The organism is Archangium sp. (assembly GCF_045802675.1).
GTDB lineage: Bacteria > Myxococcota > Myxococcia > Myxococcales > Myxococcaceae > Archangium.
The window spans coordinates 1-18,845 of sequence record NZ_JBJMQO010000040.1 but is presented as its reverse complement, the minus strand read 5'-3'; the positions used below and the strand labels follow the sequence as shown (position 1 = coordinate 18,845).

Here is an 18,845-nt window from a genome sequence, read left to right as displayed (position 1 = left end):
GTGTCCTCGATACAGCCACGCGCCGGGGGGTGGTTGGGCGTGCTGCTCCTCGTGCTCGGCCTCGCCTGCACACGGAAGGACTCGCCGCCCCCGCGAGCCCTCGTCCACGAGACCTACGTCTGGCAGCGCGACTGGAGCCCGGCGCTGGGCCAGGCCGTCGCGGAGGCGCCCTCGGAGCTGGGAGCCTTCCGCGTCCTGGCGCGTGAGCGTTCGGGGCCCCAGCGCACGCCGGTGGACGTGGCGGTGGACGTGGAGGCGCTGGCTCGCAGCGGCCGCGAGGTGGTGGCCGTGATGCGGGTGGATGGCACGGCGCCGCTCGAGGGCATCTCCCTCCAGGAGGTGGCCACCCATGCGCGGGCCTGGCGGGCCCGGGGCGTGCGCGTCCGGGGCATCGAGCTCGACCATGACTGTGCCACTGGAGCGCTGGCCGGTTACGCGGACTGGCTGGCGCGCGAGCGGGCGGCACTCGGGGATCTGGCGCTGTCCATCACGGCGCTGCCCACGTGGAGCGCCTCGCCCGAGCTCTCCCGGCTCGTCTCCATTCCCGAAGGCATCGTCCTCCAGGTGCATGCCGTGCGCGCCCCCACGCTCTTCACCCCCGAGGAGGCCCGGGGCTTCGTCGAGTCCTGGTCCCGCGCCACCGGCCGTCCCTTCCTCGTGGCGCTCCCCACCTACCGCGTGCGGCTGCGCGATGGGACGCGCCTGTACGCGGAGCCTCGCGAAGTGGCCCGCTTCCTCGCGGGACTGCGCGAGCACCCGGTGGAGGGCGTGACGGGCATCCTCTGGTTCCGGCTCGGCCACGGGGGCGATCCGGACGCCTGGAGCCTCTCCACGCTCACGGCGGTGGTGCGCGGTGAGCCGCTCGCGCCGCGCTTCGTACCCCGCCTCGTGGACGCGGGGGGCGGCACACTGGACATCGTCCTCGAGAACACCGGCCGCGTGGACGCCGAGGCCCCCGCGAGCCTCTCCCTTTCCGGCAACCTCGAGGTCCTCGACGGCGTGGGTGGCTACGCCCCGCGAGGGACCTCGCTCGTGGCGCGCACGCCTCCCCGCCTGCGCGTGGGCGAGCGCCGCGTCATCGGCTTCGTGCGGGGAACCGAGGTGACCCTTGCGGCTCCGTAGTGTGTCGACGTGTCTGGCCGTCCTGCTGGTGGGGCTCGCCCCCGTGCGCCGCGCTCGTGCCTGCGGCCCCGACTTCCCTCCCGAGCTCTTGAGCCATCGCGCCCGGACGTTGGCGGAGCTGCCGGACGGTGCCTTCCTCCACGAGGCGGCACGGTTGGTGCCGAAGCCAGCGGATGTCTTTCCGGTGGTCGAGAGCTACGAGGAGCCGGAAGGAGCCCGCACGGGAGGCGGCGCCCGCGAGACGGAGCTCTATACCTCCGGTGCGAAGGCTTTCCATGAGGGCCGCTCGGACGAGGCCCGGACACGGTTCCTGGAAGTGCTCGCGCTGCCCGCCGAGGAGCGCCGTCACTTCTCCACCTTCTCGGCCTTCATGTTGGGGCGCACGGCGGAGTCGACGCAGGAGGCACGGGAGCGCTTCGCCGAGGTGCGTGAATGGGTCCGCCAGGGATTCGAGGATCCCCTGGGTCTGGCCGTGGCGAGCCTGGGCGAGGAGGCGCGGCTGCATCTCCGGGAAGGCGATGACGTGGGCGCGCTCCAGCTCTACGCGGAGCAGGCGGCCCATGGGAGCGGGAGCGCGACCACCTCCTTGCTCTTCATGGCGAGGGCCATCGCCCGCGACGAGGCGCGCCTGCAGCGGGCGCTGAAGGATTCCCTGGGGCAGCGCCTGCTCGCGACGTATGCGTGGACGCGCGGGCAGGAGGCGCTCTGGACGGAGGAGGATCCAGAGCCCCACCCGACCCCACTGCCGCGTCTGCTGGAGGCGCTCGCGTCCGTGCCCGCGCTGTCCGGCGCGGACCGGTTGGCGGCGGGTGCATGGCGCGCGGGCCGCTTCGACCTGGCCGAGCGGTTCGCCGACAAGGAGCGGACGCCGCTCGCCACCTGGGTGAAGGCGAAGCTGGCGCTGCGCCGGGGAGACCGGACGGCGGCGGAGCGATACCTCGCGGAGGCCACGGAGGGCTTCCCCGAGACGGAGAATTGGGCGGGCGTCTCCTGGCAGCCCCAACTGAAGCCGAGGGAGCGCGTGGAGGGAGAGCGGGCCCTGCTCGCCCTGCTGCGCGGCGATTTCCCCGAGGCGGCGGAGCTCGCGCTGAAGTCGTGCGCCTGGCAGGACATCGCCTACGTGGCGGAGCGCGTGCTGACGGTGGAGGAGCTGCAACGGTTCGTCGCGGCCCATGCCTCCGGCTCGGAGCGCCTGTGCCGCCCCGAGTCTCCCAGCGCCGGGGCTCCCAGCGAAGAAACGTCGGCCATCACGGTCCAGGGCTCCGGCGAAGTGGAGGAGCCGCAGGACGAGGACATGGGCACACAGCTCCGCTTGCTGCTCGGCCGGCGCCTGTTGCGGAGCGGGCGTGGGCAGGAGTCCCTCGAATACTTCCGAGGCACGAAGTGGGAGGAGCCCGCGCGCAAGTACGTGGAGGCGCTCGAGCGGGCGCGCTCGGTGTGGAACGACGTGGATGAAGCGGAGGCGCTCTATTCGGCGGCTCGGCTCGCGCGCACCCTGGGCATGGAGTTGATGGGCACCGAGGTGGCTCCGGATTGGGCCTTGGTGGACGGACAGTTCGACCTGAGCGGGTGGTACCAGGAGATGCAGCAGGCCACCGCGGAGGGTTCCCCGGAGCGAGCCGCGCAGGAGGAGCTCGCGCTCACCTCGGACGCCGAGCGCGCGCGGCTGACGGCGAATGCACCGCCGCATGCGCAGCGCTTCCACTACCGCTCCACGGCGGCGGACCTGGCCGAGAAGGCCGCGGAGCGGGTGCCCCCTCGCAGTCAGGCGTACGCGGCGCTCATGTGCCACGCGGCGCGTTTCGTCTCTCACGCGGATCCGGAGCGGTTCCAGCGGATCTGGCGGACCTATGTGAAGCAGGGCGCGTACGTGCCCGAGGTGTCGGTGTTCTTCGGCGAGCGCTGCCCGGAGCCGGACTTCGAGCGGCTGCGCAATCAGAAGCTCGCCATGCCCTGGCGGGGCTGGCGGCTGCGCACGCTGGCAACGGTGGGCGGCGGAATGTTGCTGCTGCCCGTGGTGGGTGCCGTCTTCTTCGTGCGCCGCAAACGCAAGCAGTAGACCTCCACCCCCAACGGCTCAGGGGCGGATGCTTTCAGTCTCGATGGCCCGGGCCGCGGTGCGACTGAGGACCCGCACCGCGACGATCATCCCCGCGAAGCGCTCGTCCTTCGTCAGGCCCTGCTTGAACCGGGAGTAGATCTGCTGCGCAATCACAGACACCTTGAAGAGTGACAGCACGTAATGGAACGCGATTCCGCTCGTGTCCCTGCCGCTCTTCTCCGCGTACCGCGCCACCAGTTCCTCGCGCGTCAGGTTCCCCGGCAGCATCGACAGACCGAACGGGAGCGCCAACCGTTCCTCTGGATCGCCGTGCTGTGACCAGTACGCCAATGCCATTCCCAGGTCCGACAGCGGATCGCCGATCGTCGCCATCTCCCAGTCCAGCACCGCCCGGATGTTCGGCAGGTGCTCGGGGTCCAGCACCAGGTTGTCGTACTTGTAGTCGTTGTGGATGAGCGTCGGCGCCTGCTCCGCCGGAATGTGCCCGGCCAGCCACTTCGCCACCTGCTCCATCTCGGGCAGGTCGTCCGTCTTCGCCTTGCCGTAGCGCTCCGTCCACCCCGCCACCTGCCGGCCCAGGTACCCCTCGGGCTTGCCAATGTCCAACCCCGCTGCGCGCCAGTCCACCGCGTGCAGCTCGACGAGATTGTCCACGAAGTTCTCCGACAGCTTCCGCATCAGCTCCGGCGTCAGCTCGAGTCCCTTCGGAGGCTTCGCGCGGATGATGAGTCCGCGCACCCGCTCCATCACGTAGAAGGGCACGCCCATGGGTGACTCGTTCTCGCCGCGGAACACCAGCGGCCGAGGCACCTTCGGGTACACCGGCAGAAGCCCACTGAGGATCCGGTACTCGCGCCCCATGTCGTGCCCGGCCTTGATGGCCTTGGCCCCAAACGGAGGCCGGCGCAGCACCAGCTCCTTGTCGCCCATGCGCAGCAGGTACGTCAGGTTCGAGTGCCCGCCCGGGAACTGCTCCACCACCAGCGGCCCCGAGAGCCCTGGCACCTGCTCGGTCAGGAACGTCTCCAACCACGCGACGTCGAGCTCCTCGCCCGGGCGCACCGCCCTCGTCCGATCCATCCAGTCCGGCGTGCTCATGTGTCCCTCCGTTCGAACGGCTCGTCTTCAGGCCCGGCTCACCCCGCCCAGGAATTCCACCAGCGCGGCGTTCAGCAACTCCGGCTCCTCCACCGACGAGGTGTGTCCACCGCGCGGCAGCGTCACCAGCTTCGAGCCCGCGATGGCTCCGTGGAGGCGCTCGGCCTTGGCCGGCACCGTGGCCACGTCCTCCGCCCCAACCAGCACCAGCGTGGGCGTCTTGATGCGCGACAGCTCCTCGTACACCCCGCGCCGCCGGATGACGCCGTTCACCGCGCGCCAGATGTCGCGCCGGTTCTCCTTCAGCCGGCGCCTCCACTCGGCCCGCTCCGCCGAGCGTGCGGCGTCTTCCAGGAACGTGCGGCCGAACATGATGGGCATCACCCGGTCCGCGACCAGCCCCAGGCCAATCCACCGCGCCACGAAGGTGAGCAGCTTGTAGCGCGGGACATTCTTCTCGGGCTCCGGGTCCGCCGAGGTCTCCAGCAGCGCCAGCGAGCGCAGCAGCTCCGGCCGCCGCGCCGCCAGCCGCATGCCCATGAAGCCGCCCATGGACAGGCCCACGAAGTGGCACGGCCCCACGCCCAGCTTCTCGATGAGGCCCACCGCGTCCGCGTACACCGTCTCCATGTCCACGGCGTCCACCTTCCACACGTCGCTCTGGCCCTGGCCACGGTGGTCGTAGGTGATGCAGCGGTAGCGGTCCTTCAGCGCCGCCACCTGCTTGTCGAACATGCGGCCGCTCCACAGCAGGCCGTGGCTGAACACGATGGGCTCTCCCGAGCCACCCGTGTCCTCGTAATAGAGGCGGGTACCATTGACGTCCAGGAAGGGCATGGTGCGCTCCGGAGTGGAGGGGTGCTCACATCGCCGTGGTGCCGCCGTCCACGACGAGCTCCGAGCCCGTCATCAGCTTGGACTCGTCCGAGGCCAGGTACAGCACCGCGTACGCGATGTCGTCCGGCTCGCCGATGTGGCCGAGCGGAATCATGCGCGCGAGCTTCGCCTTGCCCGCGGCCATGTCGCCCATCGCGCTCGCCAGCCCATCCACCATGGGCGTGTCGATGAACGTGGGGTGCACCGAGTTGCACCGGATGCCGTAGCCCTTGCGCGCGCAGTGCAGCGCCACGGACTTCGTCAGCAGCCGCACGCCGCCCTTGCTCGAGTTGTACGCCGGGAGGTTGTCCACCCCCACCAGTCCCGCCACCGAGCTGATGTTGATGATGGAGCCCTTCGCGCCGCACTGGCGCATGCCCCGGATGGCGTGCTTGCAGCCCAGGAACACCCCGTCCAGGTTCACCGCGTGCACCAGCCGCCACTCCTCCAGCGACAGCGTCTCGATGTCCTTCACCACCCCCATGCCCGCGTTGTTCACCACCACGTCCAGCCGGCCGAACGTACTCAGCGTCTCATCCACCACCCGCTGCCAGTCCGCCTCCTGCGTGACGTCCAGCTTCCAGGCGCGCGCGGCCTCGCCCAGCGCTCCCGCCACCGCCTTCGCTCCGGGCTCGTTGCGATCCGTGACCGCCACCCGGGCGCCCTCGCGCACCAGCATCGCCGCCATGGCCTTGCCCAGCCCCGACGCCGCCCCCGTCACCAGCGCGACCTTGCCCTCGACTCGACCCGCCATCACTTGCCTCCTACCGGACCCGCCGGTGTCAACAGAACCTTGCCCTGACGCCCGCCCTCCATCGCCCGCGTCAGCGCCTCCCGGATGTTCTCGAGCGGGAACGTGGCGTCCACCGGCGTCCGCAGCACGCCCTCGGCCAGCCACTGCGCCAGCCGCTGCATCAGCGCCATCTGCTCCGCGCGCGGCGTCTTGTTCATCCAGCTCACCAGCCAGAAGCCCCGCAGCGTCACGTCCTTGAAGATGGTCGCCGCGGCCGACAGGCTCGGCCCCTTGCCACTCATGGCGCCGTAATTCACCACCACGCCGCCCGGGGCCACCGCATCCCCCAGCCGCGCCGTCGCCGAGCCGCCCACCGCATCGATGCCCAGCGCAATGGCCGCGCCTCCGGTGGCCTCGCGGAGGTGCGCCGCCAGCTCGGGCCCGTCCACCACCACCGCGTCGGCGCCCAGGGCGCGCAGCTCCTCGCCCAGCTCCGCGCGCCGCACCACGTTGACCGTCCGGTAGCCCTCGCGCCGGGCGAGCGTGATGAGGTAGCGTCCCACCGCCGAGTTCGCCGCGTTCTGCGCTACCCAGTCGCCGGGCTTCAGCTTCACGAACTCGCGCAGCAGCAGCTCCGCCGTGGGGGGATTGATGGACAGCATCGCCATCTGCAACGGGTCCGCGCCTTCTGGCACGGGCAGCAAGCGCTCGGCCTTCGCCTTCAGGTGCGTGCGCCAGGTGCCCGCCCCCATGGGGAGGAAGACGAGCTGTCCGGGCCGCACCGCCGCGTTGCCCGACACGTCCACCACCCGCCCCACGCCCTCGTTGCCCGGCACCGCCGGCAGCTTCGGCAGCAGGCCGTACTGGCCACTGAGCGTCATGACGTCCGAGGGATTGATGGGCGTGGCCACCACCTCCACCAGGGCCTCACCCGGGGCGAGTGGCGCCACCTGTTCGTCCACCACCTCCACCACATCCAACGGCGGCCCGAAGGCCGAGAAGCGCACCGCTTTCATGGGACGACTCCGCTCGTCTGGGGGTTCGACGGCGGCGGAGCCTACTCCGCCCCCTGCTCGGACGGGCGAGGAATGTCGGCCGGCCCATCCCCGTGGTGGCGCCCCCCGTCGGCGCGGTGGCAAGCTCTGAGCCAGACAGGAGCACGCATGGACATCCAGGCCTGGCAATTGTGGATCCTCGCCGCGATCATCGCGGGCGCGCTGGAGATCGCCCTCCCCGGTTTCGTGATGCTCTGGTTCTCCGTGGGAGCGCTGGCCGCGGCCCTCGCGTCGGCGGTGGGGCTGGGCATCAACTTCCAGCTCGCGCTCTTCACGCTCGTCTCGGTGGCCCTCTTCGCCGGCTCGCGCACGATCTTCAAGAAGGTCCTCATGCGCAACGCCGACAACATCAAGACGGGCGTGGCGGCGATGCTGGGCCAGGAGGCCGTGGTCACCGAGGCACTCACCGAGGGGCATGGCGGCACGGTGCGCATCAACGGAGAGCTCTGGTCGGCGCGTCCGCTGGGCGGCCCGGTGGCCGAGGGCGAGCGCGTCATCGTCGAGCAGGTAGAAGGTTTGAAGTTGTGGGTGCGGCGTCCCGCCGTGTCCCTGGAAGTTCCCCTGAAGAAGAAGGAAGGTCGTTAGATGGGTACTGCAATCTTCGTCATTCTCGCGGCGGCGGTGGGCTTCGCCCTCGTCAAGGGCCTGCGCATCGTTCCCCAGGCGAAGGTGATGGTGGTGGAGCGGCTGGGCAAGTTCGACCACGTGGCCAGCAGCGGGTTGAACGTCCTCATTCCGTTCCTGGACTCGCCCCGCGTCATGGAGATGCGCTCGAGCATCGATATGCGGAGCAACCGCTTCTCCCGCACCTACCTGGTGGACCTGCGCGAGCAGGTCATGGGCTTCGAGACCGTGCAGGTCATCACCCATGACAACGTCACCATGGAGGTGGGCTCGGTCATCTACTACCAGATCGTCGACCCGGCCAAGGCGCTCTACCAGGTGGAGAACCTGGCGCTCGCCATCGAGCAGCTCACGATGACGAACCTGCGCAACATCATGGGCGGGCTGACGCTGGATCAGACGCTCACCAGCCGCGAGACGGTCAACAACAAGCTGCGCGCGGTGCTGGACGAGGCCACCGAGAAGTGGGGCGTGAAGGTGACGCGCGTGGAGCTGCGCGAGATCGAGCCGCCCAAGCCCATCAAGGACGCCATGGCCAAGCAGATGACGGCCGAGCGCGAGCGCCGCGCCGAGGTGACCAAGGCCGAGGGTGACAAGTCCGCCGCCATCCTCCAGGCCGAGGGCGAGAAGATCTCCCGGATCCTCCGCGCCGAGGCCGAGCGCGACGCCGAGGTGGCCCGCGCCGAGGGCCGCAAGCGCGCCACGCTGCTGGACGCCGAGGCGAAGGCCGAGGCCACGCGGCTCGTCTTCGATGCCGTCAACTCCGGAGGCGGCGCGACGCCCGAGGTGCTGGCGCTGCGCTACATGGAGACGCTGCAGGAGCTGGGCAAGGGCGACAACAAGATGTTCGTCCCCTACGAGGCCACGACGGCGCTGGGCAGCATCGCGATGCTCAAGGAGGTGTTCGCCAAGGAGGGCACCACCCAGACGTCGACCGCCCCGAGCGCCGCGGCCCGGAGCGCGCAGGCCCTGTCCCGCACGGTGACGACGCAGCCGCCCGCGGTGCCGGTGCGCGCCCGCCCCTCGCTGCCGACCGAGGAGTAGTCCCAGCGCAAACGAACACCCTCACCGCGCTTCCCTCCCCTCGCCCCCGGGAGAGGGACGGGGTGAGGGTATTTCGAGTCCCGGGTTGGAACCTTTCCCGGGGTGCGGTGTCCGAGGGGGCACACACTTCACGGAGGACAACATGAGGGACGCTTTCATCGCGGGTGGTTGGGGGATGTATCCGACGCTCATCGCCGGTCTGGCGCTGCTGGCCACGTGCCTGCGGTACGCGAGCCGTCCCGAGTCTCGCTATGTCCCGCTGATGATCACGCTGGGGCTCTTCACGCTCTTCGCGGGCACCCTCGGCTTCATCACCGGTGTCATGAGCTGCCTGCGCGGCTTCGATGTCCCGATGCCCAGCGAGGGGCCGAACGTCCTGTACCTGGGCATCCAGGAGTCCCTGCACAACGTCGCCCTGGCGCTCCTGATGACCACGGCCTCGGCGCTCGCCGCGTCCATTGGCGCGTGGCGGCTCTCCCGGCAGGCGCAGGCCGCCACCGTGCCGGTCCGGTAGTCCGAATCCCGTCAGGGATTGCGCGGGGGCCCGTCGGTGGTTGATAGTCCCGGGCTCCCGCGGTCGTCCGGGCGCACTCGTACACGAGGCTTCGTACTCCATTGAAGATCCACTCCTGAATCGTCGGCGCTGTCTCTCAGCCACCCACCGGGCCCCTCGTGCGTGCCCGGTACGATTCCGGAGTTCCTCGTGTCACTCGTTCGCGCCCACCGCGTTTCCTTCGCGTTTTCCGACGCCATTCCCCTCTTCTCCGATGCCGAGTTCCACCTGCCTTCAGGCTGGACGGGCCTCGTCGGCTCCAATGGCGCCGGTAAATCCACGCTCCTGCGGCTGATCTCCGGCGAGCTGCAACCCTCGGACGGGCACCTCCGCTTCGAGCCGCCCTCGGCGCTCGTGCACCTGTGCCCGCAGCGTGTCGAGGCGCTCACCCCCGACATCACCGCGCTCGCCGAGGCCTATGACTCGCGCTCGCGGCGGCTGCTGGGCCAGCTCGGGTTGGATCCGACGGCCCTCGAGCGGTGGAGCACGCTCTCGCCGGGCGAGCGCAAGCGCTGGCAGATCGGCGCCGCGCTGGCCCGCGAGCCGGACGTGCTGCTGCTCGACGAGCCCACCAACCACCTCGACGCCGAGGCCCGGGAGTGGCTCGTCTCCGCCCTGCGCCGCTTCCGTGGAGTGGGCGTGCTCGTCTCGCACGACCGCGAGCTGCTCGAGGCCCTCACCTCCTCCACGCTGCGCGTGCACGGGGGTACGGTGCGCCTGTGGCCCGGGGCCTACTCGGCCGCGCGCGAGGCCTGGGAGGGAGAAATGGAGGCGCGCCAGGCCTCCCGGCAGCAGGCCCAGGACGAGCACCGCCGGCTCCAGCAGCGGCTCGCGCAGACGAAACGGGAGCAGGAGGCCACCTCCGCGGCGCGCAACGCTGGCGCCCGCATGAGGAACAAGTACGACAGCGACGCGCGCACCCTGGGCGCCAAGAACCTCGTGAACTGGGCGGATGAGAAGCTCGGGCGCTCCGTGAGCAAGACCCGCCGCGAGGTCGAGCGCGCCGCCTCCGCCGTCGAATCCATCGAGATGGAGAAGTCGCTCGGCCGCTCCATCTTCGTCGACTACGTGCGGCCGCCCAATCCGCTGCTGTTCAGCCTCGACGTGCCCGGCCTGCACGCGGGAGAGGTGGAGCTGTTCGGCCCGCTGCGGCTCGACGTGCACCGGGACGCCCGCATCCGGCTCGAGGGCCCCAATGGCGCCGGGAAGAGCACCCTGCTACGGGCGCTGCTCGGCCAGGCGCGCGTGCCGCTGGAGCGCGTGCTGTACCTCCCCCAGGACGTGAGCGCGGAGGAGGCCAGCGAGGTGCTCGAGTCGGTGCGCGAGCTGCCTCCCGAAGAGAAGGGCCGCGTGCTGTCCCTGGTGGCGGCGCTCGGAGTGGATCCGGATCGCCTGCTCGCCTCGGAGCAACCCTCACCCGGCGAGGCGCGCAAGCTGCTCATGGCGCGAGGGCTCGGGCAGCATGCGTGGGCGCTCGTGCTCGACGAGCCCACCAATCACCTGGACCTGCCCTCCATCGAGCACCTGGAGGAGGCCCTGCGCGAGTACCCCGGAGCCCTGCTGCTGGTGACGCACGACGCGCACTTCGCGCGGCGATGCACCACCGAGCGCTGGCAGGTGCGGGAGCGAAGCGTGGATGTCTCTTCGGACTGACGCGCGGCTTCAGACCGCCGCGAGGGGCTCGGTGACGATCTCCACGTCCGTCGTGGTCATCAGCTTGTGGACGGGGCACTGGGCGACCGCGGCGTGGAGCCGCTGCTTCTCCTCCGGGGACAGCGCGCCGTGGAACGCGAGCTTCACCCGGAGCACGTAGGTGCCCTGCCGCTCGCGCGAGTCGTCGCGCTCGACGTGGGCCTCGACGCGCTCCAGGGCCATGCCGTGCTTCTTCGCGTACCACGTGGCCGTGAGCGTCTTGCACGCCGCCAGCGCGGCATCGAAGTACTCGTGGGGCCCCGGAGCGGAGTCCTGGCCGCCCAGCGCGGGCGTGACGTCGGCGTTGAAGGTGTGGGCGCCGGCGTGGATGACCTGCCGGAACGCGCCGCTCTGCTCGGTCTGTGAGTGGATGGACATGAGGTGGAAGGTAGCGGTGAACGGTGGCCCTGATTAGATGGGGCGGTCTGGAAGCACTGTTCCACTCCTGGAACAACTTCGGAACCGGGAACCGACATGGACCTCAACGAGCTCCTCGTTTTCGCCAAGGTGGTGCAGGCCGGCGGCTTCACGGCGGCGGCGCGCGGGCTCCGGATGCCCAAGTCCACCGTCAGCCGGAAGGTGTCCGAGCTCGAGGAGCGGGTCGGCGCGCAGCTGCTGCAACGCACGACGCGCAAGCTGCACCTCACCGAGGTGGGCCGGGCCTACTACGAGCACTGCGCCCGCATCGTCGCCGAGGCCGAGGCCGCCGAGCTGGCCGTCACGCGTCTTCAGGCCGCGCCTCACGGGCTGCTCCGCGTCACGGCTCCCCTCTCCATCAACCTCCTGGGGCCGATCGTCGCCGAGTTCATGAAGAGCTACCCCGAGGTGCAGCTCGAGCTGGTGTGCACGGACCGCGCGGTCGACCTGGTGGAGGAGGGCTTCGACGTGGCCATCCGCGCCGGAAAGCTCGCTGACTCCTCGCTCATCGCCCGGCGGCTGGGAATCATCGAGCGCCTCGTCGTGGCGGCTCCGAGCTACATCAAGACGCGGGGGGCGCCCAAATCCCCGAAGGAGCTGGAGAAGCATGACTGCCTCCTCTTTGGCGCGGGGCGGGATGGCAACACCTGGAGCCTGCATGCCGGGAACCGCTCGGTCGAGGTCGCCATCCACTCCCGGCTCGTCGTGAACGAGCCCGACATGCTCCGCGCGGTGACGCTGGCCGGGGGCGGAGTCGCGCTCCTGCCCAACATCCTCTGCACCACCGACCTCTCCACCGGACGCCTGCAACGCATCCTGCCGGACTGGGCCTCGCCCGGAGCCCCGGTGCATGCCGTCTACCCGAGCACCCGGCACCACTCTCCCAAGGTGACGGCCTTCGTGGACTTCCTGCGCGAGCGCTGGCCTGCCCCTTCACACGAATGAAGCGCGCGTTGTTCCAGCCATGGAACGGTCCTTCCTGTCAGCCACCTCTAGTGGGGAGCGGGTCTGGCTCACATATTGGGTGAGCAACAAGGAGCACCTCACATGATGATCGTTCGACCTTCTGAAGCGCGCGGCCATGCGAACCACGGCTGGCTGGATTCCCACCACACCTTCTCGTTCGCGGACTATTTCGACCCCAGCAACATGGGCTTCCGCGCCCTGCGCGTGATCAACGAGGACCGCGTGGCGCCCCGTAGCGGCTTCGGCACGCACCCGCACCGGGACATGGAAATCATCACCTATGTGCTCTCGGGGCAGATTGAACACCGGGACAGCATGGGCACCCTGGGCATCCTGCGCGCGGGAGAGGTGCAGCGGATGACGGCGGGCTCGGGCGTGCTGCACAGCGAGATGAACCGCAGCGGCGAGGAGCTGCACTTCCTGCAGATCTGGATCCTCCCCGAGCGCAAGGGCCTGACGCCGAGCTACGAGCAGAAGGCCTTCACGGAGCAGGAGCGCCAGGGGCGCTTCCGGCTGGTGGTGTCGCCCGAGGGGCAGGACGGAGCGCTGAAGGTGCACCAGGACATCCGGCTGTACAGCACGCTGCTGGGCAAGGGCGAGCAGACCGAGTACACGCTGGCCCCGGGCCGGCACGCGTGGTTGCAGGTGGCGCGTGGCGCGGGAACCCTCAATGGCACGGCGCTGAAGGCCGGTGACGGCGTGGCCGTGTCCGAGGAGTCCCGGCTGGTACTCTCCGCCTCCGAGCCGCTCGAGGCCCTGTTGTTCGACCTGGCCTGAAGCCCGGGCCCGACCCCCTGACGCAAGGAGCACCCCATGAGCTGGGATGGACCGGACGAGACGAGGCAGATGCACCCCGCGCTGGAGACCCTCATCGTCAGCCCGACGAAGGACCTCGGTGATGGTTTCCAGGTGCGGCGGGCGCTGCCCTCGGCACGGCGCAGGATGGTCGGGCCCTTCATCTTCCTCGACCAGATGGGGCCCGCGGACTTCCGCTCGGGCCACGGGCTCGATGTGCGGCCACATCCGCACATCGGCCTGGCCACCGTCACCTATCTCTTCAATGGCGACGTGCTCCACCGCGACAGCCTCGGCACGGTGCAGCACATCAAGCCCGGCGAGGTGAACTGGATGACCGCGGGGCGTGGCATCGCCCACTCCGAGCGCACGGGCCCCGAGGCCCGGGCAGCGGGCGGGCGGCTCTACGGCATCCAGGCCTGGGTGGCGCTCCCCAAGCAGCACGAGGAGACCGCGCCCGCCTTCGTCCACCATGCCTCCGACACCCTCCCCTTCCTCGAGGGCGAGGGCGTGCGGATGCACCTCATCGCGGGAGCGCTCCACGGGAAGCGCTCGCCCGTGAAGACGCTCTCGGACATGTTCTACGCGGACGCGGCGCTGGAGGCGGGCGCGGGCCTCGTGCTCCGCGCCGAGTACGAGGAGCGCGCGCTCTACCTCGTCGAGGGCACGGTGGAGATCGACGGCATCGAGTTCAACGCGGGCGAGCTGCTCGTCTTCCGCCCGGGGAGTGAAATCGCGCTCCAGGCTTCGGAGGCGTCGCGGATGATGCTCCTCGGCGGCGAGCCGATGGACGGGCCACGCCACATCTTCTGGAACTTCGTCTCGAGCTCGAGAGATCGGCTGGAAGAGGCGAAGGCGGACTGGAAGAACGGCCGCTTCACCGCGGTACCGCAGGAGACGGAGTTCATCCCGCTCCCCGACGAGCCCGCCCCGGTGCGCTACCCGTAGGCCCGTGCCCTCTTTGAGGGCACATGACCAACATTCATTGGATTCATCAAGGTCCTCGGCCGAGGATGGGGAGCCATACCGACGAGGCCCCTCATGAACTTCGAGCCGAGTGAGCGTTCCAAGAACTACCGCGAGCGCGTGCAGCGCTTCATCCGCGAGCACATCCAGCCGGTGGAGGCGCAGTACCACGCACAGGTCCGCGCGGCGCTGCATGACGGTGACTGGCGGCGCTGGGTCGTCCCGCCCGTCATGGAGGAGCTCAAGGCACGCGCCCGGGCCGAGGGCCTGTGGAACCTGTTCCTCCCCGACGAGAAGCTCGCCCCCGGCCTGAGCACCCTGGAGTACGCGCCCATCGCCGAGGAGATGGGCCGCAGCTTCATGGCCCCCGAGGTCTTCAACTGCAATGCCCCGGACACCGGCAACATGGAGGTGCTCTGGAAGTACGGCACAGAGGAGCAGAAGGCGCGCTGGCTCACGCCGCTGCTCGCCGGGGAGATCCGCTCCGTGTTCTGCATGACCGAGCCCGACGTGGCCTCCTCGGACGCCACCAACATGCAGGCCACCGCCGTCGTCGAGGGCGATGAGGTGGTGCTCAACGGCAAGAAGTGGTGGACGACCGGCCTCGGCAACCCGAAGGCGAAGATCGCCATCTTCATGGCCCGCACGGCCGACGCGGCGGGAGATCGCCACCACCAGCACTCGATGGTGCTCGTGCCGCTGGACACGAAGGGCGTGGAGATCCAGCGCATGCTCCAGGTGTACGGCGACTACGACGCGCCCTCCGGCCACGGCGAGGTGCACTTCACCAATGTGCGCGTGCCGGTCTCCCACATCATCGCGGGACCGGGACGGGGCTTCGAGATCGCCCAGGGACGCCTCGGCCCCGGCCGCATCCACCACTGCATGCGCTGCCTCGGCGCGGCCGAGCAGGCGCTCGAGCTGATGATCGACCGTGGCATGAAGCGCACCGCCTTCGGCAAGCCCCTGCTCAACCTCGGTGGCAACCGCGAGCGCGTCGCCGAGGCGCGCATCGCCATCGACCAGGCCCGCCTGCTCACGCTCTACGCCGCCTGGAAGCTCGATGAGCTGGGCGCGCTCGGCGCGATGAGTGAGATCTCCGCCATCAAGGTCGCCGCGCCCAACGTGCTCCAGAAGGTCGTGGATGATGCCATTCAAATCCACGGTGGCGCCGGGCTGTCCCAGGACACGCCGCTCTCGGCCTTCTTCGCCCAGGCACGCACCCTGCGGCTCGCGGACGGCCCGGATGAGGTCCACAAGGGCGTCATCGCCCGCATCGAACTCGCCAAGCGCGGGTACTCCCGGCACTGAGGACCTCGAGCCTCCATGTCCTCCACTCCCCCTCTCGATGAGGCCAGGGCCGTGCGCGCGGGCGAGGAGCTCGACGCCGCGGCCGTGGATGCCTGGCTCAAGGCCCTGGTGCCCACCCTGGAAGGCACGCCCCAGGTCACCCAGTACGCGGGCGGCGCCTCCAACTGGACCTACCGACTCAAGTACACCCACCGCGACCTCATCCTGCGCCGGCCTCCCGCGGGCACCAAGGCCCGCTCGGCGCACGACATGGCGCGCGAGTACACGGTGCAGAAGGCCCTCAAGCCCGTCTACCCCGCCGTGCCCACCATGGTCGGGCTCTGCCAGGACCCGGGCGTCATCGGCGCCGAGTTCTACGTGATGGAGCGCATCCCCGGCCTCATCCCGCGCTCGCGCATGCCTTCGGGGCTGAACCTGGACGCGGCGCAAACCCGCCAGCTGTGCCTCAACGTCATCGACAAGCTCATCGAGCTGCACCGGGTGGACTACCGGGCCGTGGGCCTCGAGTCGCTCGGCAAAGGCTCCGGTTACCCCCGGCGGCAGGTCGAGGGCTGGTCGGAGCGCTACGAGAAGGCACGCACCTGGAACGTCCCCAGCTTCCGGTTCGTGCGCGACTGGCTCGAGGCGAATACCCCCGACGACGTCGCCACCTGCGTCATCCACAACGACTGGCGCTTCGACAACGTGGTGCTCGATCCGCAACGCCCCACCGAGGTCATCGGCGTGCTCGACTGGGAGATGGCCACCCTGGGCGATCCGTTGATGGACCTCGGCAACACGCTCGCCTACTGGGTGCACGCCGATGATCCCTGGCTGATGCGCATCACCCGCCGCCAGCCCACGCACCTGCCCGGCATGCTCCGGCGCGAGGAGGTCGTCGCGTACTACCTCGAGCGCACCGGACTGAAGCCCACCCATTGGGCCTTCTACGAGGTCTACGGCCTGTTCCGCCTCGCCGTCATCGCCCAGCAGATCTACTACCGCTACCACCACAAGCAGACCCGCAACCCGGCGTTCAAGAACTTCTGGGTGCTCGTCAATTACTTCGACTGGCGCTGCCGGCGCATCATCAAGAAGGGAGCTCGCTGATGGGTGCCGTGTACCTCGTCCGCCACGGGCAGGCCTCGTTCGGCGCGGCGGATTACGACGCCCTCTCCGAGGTCGGACTCGAACAGGCACGGGTGCTCGGCGAGGCCCTGCGCTCGCGCATCCCCCAGGTGGACGCGGTCTTCTCCGGTACCCTCAAGCGGCATGCGCAGACGGCGGAGGGATGCCTCGCCTCGATGGGGCTCTCCCTCGCGCCCCAGCGCATGGCCGGGCTCGATGAGTTCGACCACGAGGAGCTCATCGCCCGCTTCGAGCCCCGGTTCGCGGACCATGCCCAGATGGTGGAGATGCTCGCCGCCGCGCCGGATCCCCGCCGCGCCTTCCAGGAGATGTTCACGCAGGCCGTGGCGCGCTGGACCGCCGGAGGACATGACGGCGAGTACACGGAGCCCTGGTCCGCCTTCCAGGCCCGCTGCCTCCGGGCGCTCGAGGAGCTCGTCCAGCGGCTCGGGCCGGGGAAGACAGCGCTCGTCTTCACCTCCGGCGGGCCCATCACCGCCATCTCCCGCGAGCTGCTACAGATCCCCGTGGCTCACGCGTTCCGGCTCAACTGGACGCTCGCCAACTGCGGCATCACCAAGGTCATCTACAGCGAGCGCGGCCGCTACCTCTCCTCGCTCAACGAGCACGGCCACTTCGAGGGCTCGTGGCGCGCGCTCATCACGTACCGCTAGGTTCTGGGCCCCCGGCTCGCGGGACGGCGCTGGCCCCGCTCGTGCAACTCAGTGGCATCCGTGATGAAAACAGGGCTTTACGCTCGGAGTGCCCCTGGTAGAAGGCGCCGCTGCCGAAGTCCCTCATCCCCTCCGCGAGTCCGCCGTGCTTCCTGCTCACGCCCTCCTGTCCGCCTTCCTGACGTTCCAGACTCCCGCTCCCGCCGCGAAGCCTCCGGCCCAGGCGGAAGCCACCACGCCCGACTCGTCCGCCGCCGCCGCCGAGCGTGCCGCCTCCTCCGCCGAGCGCGCCGCCGCCGCCGCCGAGCGCGCCGCCGAGGCCAACGCCCGCATGGCCGAGGCCATCGAGCAGCTCGCCAAGGGTATCGCCCGCACGGCGAATCCCGCCGAGCCGCCGCCCGAGGCCCCCGAGACTCCCGCCGAGAAGAAGGCCGAGGCGAAGGCCGAGGCGAAGAAGGACGTCTGGGACGTCACCGTGGGCATGGGCCTCATCTTCATCACCGGCAATGCCTCCACCGTCACCTTCAACGGTCTGGCCACCGCCGAGCGCAAGACGGAGCACTGGATCTACTCCGTCAAGGCGACGGGCGTTTACGGTGAGAGCCGTCCCCCCGGCGTGGCCGGAGAGGTGGATCAGCCCGTGTCGTCGGTGACGGCGCTCGGTGCGGCCATGCAGCTGCGAGGCGACCGCCGCTTCACCGACAAGGTCAGCGGCTACCTGCTGGGCAGCGGGGACACGGACCATGTGAAGAGCATCGAGTTCCGCGGTGCCGGCGAGGCCGGTATCGGCGTCATCTGGTGGGACGAGAAGCGCAAGGACGGCGGCGAGGCCTTCCTGCGCACGGACGTCGCCTTCCGCTACGCCCGGGAACTGCGCTTCCAGTACTACCCCACGCGCACGGACGTGCCCGACGTGTCGCTCGGCGGCCCGCGCTTCGGCGTGGCCTTCCGCTACGGCCTCAACAAGGACGTCGCCTTCCTCGAGGAGTTCAGCGTGCTGCCCAGCCTCATCGAGGGCTCGCGCCTGCTGGCCAACAGCCAGACGCAGCTCAACGTGAAGCTCACCCAGACGCTGGCCGTCTCCACCACCTTCCTCCTCCAGTACGACAGCGAGCCGGCCCCGGGGAAGGTGCCCACCGACACCTCGCTCGCGGTGAGCGTCGCGGTGACCTTCTAGCGCGGCGGCATGTCCGCATGCCCAGGGGGCAGGCGAGAGACGATGCGCCCTGCGTTCCCCTGGCGTGCGTGGATAGCTTGGGCGGAGGTGCGAGGAGGCACCCCACCCCATGGCTCCCGTGACGCTCTATACGAAGACGTACTGTGGTTTCTCCAAGCAGGCCAAGGCCCTTCTGTCCGAGAAGGGCGTGGACTACGACGACATCGATGTGACGGAAGACGAGGCGCGCTTCGCCGAGATGCAGGAGCGCGCGGGCGGCGCGGCGACGGTGCCGCAGATCTTCATCCGCGGGCGGCACATCGGCGGCTTCAGTGAATTGGCCGAGCTCGACGAACGCGGCGAGTTGGAGTCGCTCCAGGACGGCGAGAGTCCCGCCGCGAGCCCGTAATCAGCCCTCGCGGCCGGCGGTACCACGCCACCAGCCGGGCCAGCCCCTGTTCCAGGGGCACCGCGGGACGGAAGCCCGTCTCGCGCTCCAGCGCCGTCACGTCCGCGCACGTCACGTCCAGCTCGCCCGGCTGCGCGGGCCGCAGCTCCACCCAGGCCTTCGTGCCCAGCTGTTCCTCCAGCAGG

The 18,845-nt window shown here is 70.0% G+C and carries 19 protein-coding genes; 14 read left to right on the top strand and 5 right to left on the bottom strand.

Annotation, left to right across the window (positions count from 1 at the left end):
* Both ACJ8AN_RS11695 and ACJ8AN_RS11690 read left to right on the top strand, forming a co-directional pair.
* Positions 1-1,122: a DUF3142 domain-containing protein gene (locus tag ACJ8AN_RS11695; protein WP_407755379.1), complete on the top strand. Its 1,122-nt coding sequence runs from the start codon at positions 1-3 to the stop codon at positions 1,120-1,122.
* Entirely contained in the window at positions 1,109-3,181 is a 2,073-nt protein-coding gene (locus tag ACJ8AN_RS11690; protein ID WP_407755378.1) for a hypothetical protein, read from the top strand. The genes ACJ8AN_RS11695 and ACJ8AN_RS11690 overlap by 14 nt, the downstream gene beginning before the upstream one ends.
* 18 nt (positions 3,182-3,199) lie before the next feature.
* Here ACJ8AN_RS11690 and ACJ8AN_RS11685 read toward each other — a convergent pair whose 3' ends face one another.
* Genes ACJ8AN_RS11685 through ACJ8AN_RS11670 form a run of 4 tightly spaced genes read right to left on the bottom strand, consistent with a single transcriptional unit; the run spans position 3,200 to position 6,907 of the window.
* Positions 3,200-4,282, bottom strand: coding sequence for a phosphotransferase family protein (locus ACJ8AN_RS11685; RefSeq protein ID WP_407755377.1), 1,083 nt, complete (start codon positions 4,280-4,282; stop codon positions 3,200-3,202).
* A gap of 27 nt (positions 4,283-4,309) precedes the next feature.
* Positions 4,310-5,119, bottom strand: a complete 810-nt coding sequence (locus tag ACJ8AN_RS11680) for an alpha/beta fold hydrolase (RefSeq protein ID WP_407755376.1) — start codon at positions 5,117-5,119, stop codon at positions 4,310-4,312.
* 25 nt (positions 5,120-5,144) lie between these two features.
* Positions 5,145-5,912, bottom strand: a complete 768-nt coding sequence (locus ACJ8AN_RS11675; protein WP_407755375.1) for a glucose 1-dehydrogenase — start codon at positions 5,910-5,912, stop codon at positions 5,145-5,147.
* The gene (locus ACJ8AN_RS11670; protein WP_407755374.1) at positions 5,912-6,907 is read right to left on the bottom strand and encodes a zinc-dependent alcohol dehydrogenase family protein; all 996 of its coding nucleotides are present in this window, start codon (positions 6,905-6,907) and stop codon (positions 5,912-5,914) included. The genes ACJ8AN_RS11675 and ACJ8AN_RS11670 overlap by 1 nt, the downstream gene beginning before the upstream one ends.
* Positions 6,908-7,054: 147 nt before the next feature.
* On the opposite strand from ACJ8AN_RS11670, the gene ACJ8AN_RS11665 reads away from it, so the two are divergent.
* The 4 genes from ACJ8AN_RS11665 to ACJ8AN_RS11650 all read left to right on the top strand — a co-directional run bounded on the left by ACJ8AN_RS11665 (position 7,055) and on the right by ACJ8AN_RS11650 (position 10,820).
* Positions 7,055-7,531: an NfeD family protein gene (locus ACJ8AN_RS11665; protein WP_407755373.1), complete on the top strand. Its 477-nt coding sequence runs from the start codon at positions 7,055-7,057 to the stop codon at positions 7,529-7,531.
* On the top strand, positions 7,532-8,614 hold the full coding sequence (locus ACJ8AN_RS11660) for an SPFH domain-containing protein (RefSeq protein WP_407755372.1): 1,083 nt from the start codon (positions 7,532-7,534) through the stop codon (positions 8,612-8,614).
* Between the two features lie 142 nt (positions 8,615-8,756).
* Complete coding sequence (locus ACJ8AN_RS11655) at positions 8,757-9,128, top strand: hypothetical protein (protein WP_407755371.1); 372 nt, start codon at positions 8,757-8,759, stop codon at positions 9,126-9,128.
* A gap of 189 nt (positions 9,129-9,317) precedes the next feature.
* Positions 9,318-10,820 (top strand): ATP-binding cassette domain-containing protein, encoded by a 1,503-nt coding sequence (locus ACJ8AN_RS11650; RefSeq protein WP_407755370.1) that lies wholly within the window; start codon positions 9,318-9,320, stop codon positions 10,818-10,820.
* 9 nt (positions 10,821-10,829) lie between these two features.
* On the opposite strand, the gene ACJ8AN_RS11645 is transcribed toward ACJ8AN_RS11650, so the two are convergent.
* The gene (locus ACJ8AN_RS11645) at positions 10,830-11,237 is read right to left on the bottom strand and encodes an OsmC family protein (RefSeq protein ID WP_407755369.1); all 408 of its coding nucleotides are present in this window, start codon (positions 11,235-11,237) and stop codon (positions 10,830-10,832) included.
* A 96-nt stretch (positions 11,238-11,333) separates the two neighbouring features.
* Here ACJ8AN_RS11645 and ACJ8AN_RS11640 point away from each other — a divergent pair, with 96 nt between their 5' ends.
* The 8 genes from ACJ8AN_RS11640 (at position 11,334) to grxC (ending at position 18,660) form a co-directional block, all read left to right on the top strand.
* Positions 11,334-12,221, top strand: a complete 888-nt coding sequence (locus ACJ8AN_RS11640; RefSeq protein WP_407755368.1) for a LysR family transcriptional regulator — start codon at positions 11,334-11,336, stop codon at positions 12,219-12,221.
* A 102-nt stretch (positions 12,222-12,323) separates the two neighbouring features.
* Entirely contained in the window at positions 12,324-13,019 is a 696-nt protein-coding gene (locus tag ACJ8AN_RS11635; protein ID WP_407755367.1) for a pirin family protein, read from the top strand.
* Between the two features lie 36 nt (positions 13,020-13,055).
* Entirely contained in the window at positions 13,056-13,985 is a 930-nt protein-coding gene (locus tag ACJ8AN_RS11630) for a pirin family protein (RefSeq protein WP_407755366.1), read from the top strand.
* 93 nt (positions 13,986-14,078) lie between these two features.
* Complete coding sequence (locus tag ACJ8AN_RS11625) at positions 14,079-15,314, top strand: acyl-CoA dehydrogenase family protein (RefSeq protein WP_407755365.1); 1,236 nt, start codon at positions 14,079-14,081, stop codon at positions 15,312-15,314.
* A 15-nt stretch (positions 15,315-15,329) separates the two neighbouring features.
* Positions 15,330-16,403, top strand: coding sequence for a phosphotransferase family protein (locus ACJ8AN_RS11620; protein ID WP_407755364.1), 1,074 nt, complete (start codon positions 15,330-15,332; stop codon positions 16,401-16,403).
* Positions 16,403-17,095: a histidine phosphatase family protein gene (locus tag ACJ8AN_RS11615; RefSeq protein WP_407755363.1), complete on the top strand. Its 693-nt coding sequence runs from the start codon at positions 16,403-16,405 to the stop codon at positions 17,093-17,095. Before ACJ8AN_RS11620 ends, ACJ8AN_RS11615 begins: the two co-directional genes overlap by 1 nt.
* 145 nt (positions 17,096-17,240) lie before the next feature.
* Positions 17,241-18,272 carry a DUF481 domain-containing protein gene (locus tag ACJ8AN_RS11610; protein ID WP_407755362.1) on the top strand — a complete coding sequence of 344 codons (1,032 nt, stop codon included), beginning with the start codon at positions 17,241-17,243 and terminating at the stop codon, positions 18,270-18,272.
* A gap of 109 nt (positions 18,273-18,381) precedes the next feature.
* Entirely contained in the window at positions 18,382-18,660 is a 279-nt protein-coding gene (gene grxC, locus ACJ8AN_RS11605; RefSeq protein ID WP_407755361.1) for a glutaredoxin 3, read from the top strand.
* Positions 18,661-18,845 lie beyond the last annotated feature (185 nt).

Excerpts from the sequence above, each read along its gene's own strand:
- ACJ8AN_RS11685 (WP_407755377.1), bottom strand. The coding sequence starts at position 4,282 with ATGAGCACGCCGGACTGGATGGATCGGACGAGGGCGGTGCGCCCGGGC.
- ACJ8AN_RS11680 (WP_407755376.1), bottom strand. The coding sequence starts at position 5,119 with ATGCCCTTCCTGGACGTCAATGGTACCCGCCTCTATTACGAGGACACG.
- ACJ8AN_RS11675 (WP_407755375.1), bottom strand. The coding sequence starts at position 5,912 with ATGGCGGGTCGAGTCGAGGGCAAGGTCGCGCTGGTGACGGGGGCGGCG.
- ACJ8AN_RS11670 (WP_407755374.1), bottom strand. The coding sequence starts at position 6,907 with ATGAAAGCGGTGCGCTTCTCGGCCTTCGGGCCGCCGTTGGATGTGGTG.
- ACJ8AN_RS11665 (WP_407755373.1), top strand. The coding sequence starts at position 7,055 with ATGGACATCCAGGCCTGGCAATTGTGGATCCTCGCCGCGATCATCGCG.
- ACJ8AN_RS11660 (WP_407755372.1), top strand. The coding sequence starts at position 7,532 with ATGGGTACTGCAATCTTCGTCATTCTCGCGGCGGCGGTGGGCTTCGCC.
- ACJ8AN_RS11655 (WP_407755371.1), top strand. The coding sequence starts at position 8,757 with ATGAGGGACGCTTTCATCGCGGGTGGTTGGGGGATGTATCCGACGCTC.
- ACJ8AN_RS11645 (WP_407755369.1), bottom strand. The coding sequence starts at position 11,237 with ATGTCCATCCACTCACAGACCGAGCAGAGCGGCGCGTTCCGGCAGGTC.
- ACJ8AN_RS11640 (WP_407755368.1), top strand. The coding sequence starts at position 11,334 with ATGGACCTCAACGAGCTCCTCGTTTTCGCCAAGGTGGTGCAGGCCGGC.
- ACJ8AN_RS11635 (WP_407755367.1), top strand. The coding sequence starts at position 12,324 with ATGATGATCGTTCGACCTTCTGAAGCGCGCGGCCATGCGAACCACGGC.
- ACJ8AN_RS11630 (WP_407755366.1), top strand. The coding sequence starts at position 13,056 with ATGAGCTGGGATGGACCGGACGAGACGAGGCAGATGCACCCCGCGCTG.
- ACJ8AN_RS11625 (WP_407755365.1), top strand. The coding sequence starts at position 14,079 with ATGAACTTCGAGCCGAGTGAGCGTTCCAAGAACTACCGCGAGCGCGTG.
- ACJ8AN_RS11620 (WP_407755364.1), top strand. The coding sequence starts at position 15,330 with ATGTCCTCCACTCCCCCTCTCGATGAGGCCAGGGCCGTGCGCGCGGGC.
- ACJ8AN_RS11615 (WP_407755363.1), top strand. The coding sequence starts at position 16,403 with ATGGGTGCCGTGTACCTCGTCCGCCACGGGCAGGCCTCGTTCGGCGCG.
- grxC (WP_407755361.1), top strand. The coding sequence starts at position 18,382 with ATGGCTCCCGTGACGCTCTATACGAAGACGTACTGTGGTTTCTCCAAG.